This window comes from Synechococcus sp. H55.2 (genome assembly GCF_047462495.1).
Classification (GTDB): domain Bacteria; phylum Cyanobacteriota; class Cyanobacteriia; order Thermostichales; family Thermostichaceae; genus Thermostichus.
Map to the genome: position 1 here is coordinate 1 of NZ_JANSJH010000145.1, position 4,236 is coordinate 4,236.

General features: G+C 59.5%; 5 protein-coding genes and 1 pseudogene. 5 read left to right on the forward strand and 1 reads right to left on the reverse strand.

Annotation, left to right across the window (positions count from 1 at the left end; all coding sequences use genetic code 11):
• From NW844_RS12265 to lpxD, 3 genes and pseudogenes are all read left to right on the forward strand, one after another.
• A pseudogene (locus NW844_RS12265) lies at nt 1-561 on the forward strand (hypothetical protein); the annotation flags it as partial.
• Between the two features lie 72 nt (nt 562-633).
• Nucleotides 634-1,152 carry a DUF4330 domain-containing protein gene (locus NW844_RS12270; RefSeq protein WP_414336026.1) on the forward strand — a complete coding sequence of 173 codons (519 nt, stop codon included), beginning with the start codon at nt 634-636 and terminating at the stop codon, nt 1,150-1,152.
• 15 nt (nt 1,153-1,167) lie between these two features.
• On the forward strand, nt 1,168-2,217 hold the full coding sequence (gene lpxD, locus NW844_RS12275; protein WP_414336028.1) for a UDP-3-O-(3-hydroxymyristoyl)glucosamine N-acyltransferase: 1,050 nt from the start codon (nt 1,168-1,170) through the stop codon (nt 2,215-2,217).
• A 39-nt stretch (nt 2,218-2,256) separates the two neighbouring features.
• Here lpxD and NW844_RS12280 read toward each other — a convergent pair whose 3' ends face one another.
• Nucleotides 2,257-2,706 (reverse strand): DUF1499 domain-containing protein, encoded by a 450-nt coding sequence (locus NW844_RS12280; protein ID WP_414336030.1) that lies wholly within the window; start codon nt 2,704-2,706, stop codon nt 2,257-2,259.
• Nucleotides 2,707-2,810: 104 nt separating this feature from the next.
• On the opposite strand from NW844_RS12280, the gene NW844_RS12285 reads away from it, so the two are divergent.
• Nucleotides 2,811-3,506 carry a Uma2 family endonuclease gene (locus NW844_RS12285; RefSeq protein ID WP_414336032.1) on the forward strand — a complete coding sequence of 232 codons (696 nt, stop codon included), beginning with the start codon at nt 2,811-2,813 and terminating at the stop codon, nt 3,504-3,506.
• 41 nt (nt 3,507-3,547) lie between these two features.
• On the forward strand, nt 3,548-4,236 hold a 689-nt coding region (locus NW844_RS12290), incomplete at its 3' end, for a Uma2 family endonuclease (protein WP_414336034.1).

A 4,236-nucleotide genomic window follows, 5' to 3' on the forward strand; every position in this document is an offset into this window, starting at 1 on the left:
GAGAGCTTTTTGGCCCAGTTCGGCCAAACCTTGGCCATCCGTCCCGACGGGGCTTTCGGGGCTTTGCTGCGCTTCAATCCCGACTACACCCGCAGCCTCTTTATCGTCAGCAATACCGGCACCAGCGAGGAGATTTGGGTAACCGAGGGATCCGTAACCAAGGGAGCCTTTTCTCCCGGCGCACCCGTCTTTTACGGCTTGGTCAGCGAGGCCGAGTTTGTTGGTGAGGGCGCGTTGGAATCTCTGGCCTACACCGAGTCCCCCCGCTTGCTGGCAGTGGTGTTCGGCAGCGGGAGGGCGGGCAAGACCATAGAGGTGGCGCGGGCCGACTACCCCTTTGAGCTGGACTTCAGCCTTTCTCCGGACGGACGCCTGTTGGCCTACACGCTTTTGCAGCCCTTGCAAGAGGAGATTCCGGATCCCTGGGCCCCCCTCAGCCGCACTGGGCAAGCAATCCGCAGCGGGCAAGTGTGGCTGGTGGACTTGCAAGATGGGCTGCCGATCCCCAACAGCCGTCGCCGCCTGCCGCTGGGCAGCAGCGCCCTGGCCTGGATCCCTTAGGCCAAGCAGGAGAGGCCACCTGGGGAGCAAACCTGCCTAGAATCAAAACAGTGTGTTGGAGGAGAGGGGGCTATGCGGCTCATTGACGGACAGGGACGTCTTTTGGGAAAAGTCAGTCTCCTAGATCTGGGGGCGCTGGCGATTGTGGTGGCGGCCATTGTCGCCGTTTTGTTTTTGCCAGGGCGGCAAGCGGGCAGCGTCGTCCAGGTGGGGGGCGGCCCTACCCTGCCGGTGGAAGTGGACATGATCGTGCGGGGGGTCAGCAGCCGATCCCTGGAACCCTTTCAAGTGGGTCAGAAGGCTGACTTGATCATCCGCAACCAGCCCTACGGCCAGGTGGAAGTGGTGCGGATAGAAAATGTCAGCCGCACGGTTCCGGTGGTTTTCCCCGATGGACGGGTCGAGAACTTGCCTGACCCAGAGTCCTACCGCTTTGATCTGGTGTTTACCTTGCGGGGACGGGGCCAGCGGACCGAGAACGGCATTGTCCTGGGCAACAACCGCGTCAAAGTTGGCGTTCCCCTGGAGCTGGAGACTTTTAGCTACAACTTGCGCGGCACTGTGATGGATGTGCGGCTGTTGCAATCGTAGAGGACACCAACCCTGATGCGGCTACAGGAGATCGCCCAAAAATTGGGATGCGCCTACGAGGGGGATCCCACCCTCGAGATCCACGGCGTAGCTAGCCTGGCGGAAGCTCGCCCAGGCGAGTTGAGCTTCCTCAGCGAAGACCGCTACTTGCCCCTCTTGGAGCAAACCCAAGCCAGCGCCGTCATCGTGGGCGAATCTATAGCTTTACCTCGCCCCATCCCCTGCCTGCGGGGCAGGGATCCCCGCTTGCTCTTTGCCCAGGCCATCGAGCTGTTTTACCAACCCTATCGCCTGCCCACCGGGATCCATCCCACAGCCGTGATCGATCCCAGCGTTGAGTTGGGGGAGGGAGTGGCCATCGGGCCGCATGTGGTGGTGATGGAAGGGGTGAAAATTGGCGACTACACCCAAATCCACCCCAACGTAACCATCTACCCCCATGTGCGGGTTGGATCCCGGTGTCAGCTTTTCGCCAACTGCGTCATTCACGAGCGCACAGAGATTGGCGACGATTGCCTCATCCACAGCGGCGCTGTGATTGGCGACGACGGCTTCGGCCACATTCCTCTCCCCGATGGCTCCTGGCGGCGCATGCTGCAGGCGGGCCGGGTGGTGCTGGAAGACGGTGTAGAAGTGGGCAGCAACACCACCATCGATCGGGCCGCCGTCGGGGAGACCCGTATTGGCCGCGGCACCAAGATCGACAACCTGGTGCAGATTGGCCACGGTGTGCGCACGGGATCCCACTGCTTAATCGTCGCCCAGGTGGGCATTGCCGGCAGCACCCAGTTGGGCCACCACGTCATTTTGGCCGGGCAATGCGGCCTGGCCGGCCACCTGCACATCGGCAATGGCGTGCGTGTGGCCGCTCAGACGGGCGTTACCAGCGACATCCCTCCTGGCCAAACCGTGGCCGGCTACCCCCATCAGCCCATTGCCGAATGGCGCAAGAGCATGGCAGTTCAGCGACATTTGCCTGAGCTGCAGCGGGCCCTGCGCAAGCTAGAAGCCCGTGTGGCCAAGCTAGAAGAGAACCATGCAACAGAGGAATCGGAAAGACCCTAGCCAGGAGTCATCCACCTTTCTCACCCCAATGGCGGTGCTTTACTCCTGTGACAACAAGGACTGCAGAGTGTTCAGGTACTCGTTGATGTTGCGCCGGTTGCCGCCGAAATCGTATTCCCCAATACGGCCCACCGAAGTGATGTGCAGACGAGTATGGCCGGGATCCCCTTCGATGGGCGATAAGGAAACCGTCAGATCGTCCACGAACTTAAAAAAGTTGGTGCGGGAGATCCCTTTCACTTCCAGCGCCTCGGCATTCACAGACAGCAGCTCGCCTCGCTTCCAGACTTGAAAAGCCTGTTCAGCCGCCTTCAACACCTGCTCTGGACTGGCTGCAACCACAACCTCCTGTTGGGCGCGGTTGTAAGGGGATCCGCCCAGAGTGGCTGCTTGCACAGGGGGGATCCCGCCTGCCCAAGCAAAAAGCAGCACTGCCAAGAGCACCAAAGGTTTCCAGAAAGACATGAGAGCAGGAAAAGAGGTTTGCACCCCTCATTATGCCTCTCTTTTCTAGAACGTTTTTCCCCTTCCGCTGACAGGTTTACCTATGGGCTAGCCTATAGCTCAATCAACTTACCTGACCTGCGTGCCTCATGCTGGCCCCAGAGAAAGTCCAAGAAAAGACAACTCCCCTCACCCGCCAGCAACTGGCGGAGCTCATGCCCTCGGCCCAGGGGCTGCTCAGCGATGAACCGGAAATGGAACACTCCCTCCACGCCCTGCAGCTTTTGATTCTGGTGAGCTGCCTCACCCGCCTCTGGCAGGATCGCAACGACTACTTCCTCGCCTGGAACCTCACCGTTTACTACAGCCGAGAGCAACTCAAAAGCAAAGACTTCCGCGGCCCAGATCTGTTTTTGGTCAAAGGGGTAGAAAACCGCCCCCGCCCCTCTTGGGTGGTGTGGGAAGAAGGGGGCAAGTACCCGGATTTGATCGTCGAGCTGCTTTCGGAATCAACAGCCAAGGTGGATCGGGGTGAGAAGCGGGAGCTTTACGAAAGGGTTTTTAGGACACCCGAGTACTTCTACTTTTCTCCCGAAACGCAGGAGTTTATGGGTTGGCGACTGAGGGGGGAACAGTACGAGGAGATTGAGCCAACGGAGCAGGGGTGGCGCTGGAGCGAGGTGTTGGGGCTGTACCTGGGCATTCACAACCGGCAGCTGCGGTACTTTTTCCCCAATGGTGAGCTGGTGCCCACACCAGAAGAAGCCGAAAAGATCGAACGGCAACGGGCGGAGCGCCTGGCCCAAAAGTTGCGAGAACTGGGAGTGGATCCCGATACTTTGTAAAGAAAACTGGCCAGCCCAAAATACCTATCGGAGAACTGGCAATGACCAACCCCAAACCGATTATTGAGGTGCCGGATCCGGTTAATCTACCCGACTGGCCCCCTACCCAAGACGAGCTCCCCTACGACGACGGCGTACCTATGGAAAGCTGGCGACACAAGTGCCAGATGGACTTGCTCATCTCCGTCACCCAAACCTGGCTGCAGCAGCGCCCTGATGGCTTTGTCAGTGGCAACATGTTCCTCTACTACAGCTTGGAGCAGACCCGCAGCCGCAATTTCCGAGGGCCTGATTATTTTGTGGTGCTGGGAGTGCCCAAGGGCGAGCGCAAAAGCTGGGTGATCTGGGAGCAGGGCAAAGGGCCAGACGTGGTGATTGAGCTTCTTTCTCCCAGCACTGCCCAGGATGATAAGACAAGCAAAAAGCAGCTTTACGAGCAAATTATCCGGGTGCCGGAGTACTTTTGGTTTGACCCGTTTGAGCCAGAGGACTGGGCGGGGTTTCGGCTGAGGGGCGACCACTATGAGCCGATTGAAGTCGATGCAGAAGGTCGCCTGCCGAGCGCAGTTCTGGGACTGTACCTGGTGAAATGGGAAGGCAGGTTTCGGGACATCGAAACCACATGGATTCGCTGGGCCACGCCTGCTGGAGAGCTGGTGCCCACCGAGGCCGAACTGGAGCGGCAAAGGGCTGAACAAGAACGGCAACGAGCCGAGCAGGCCGAACAGCG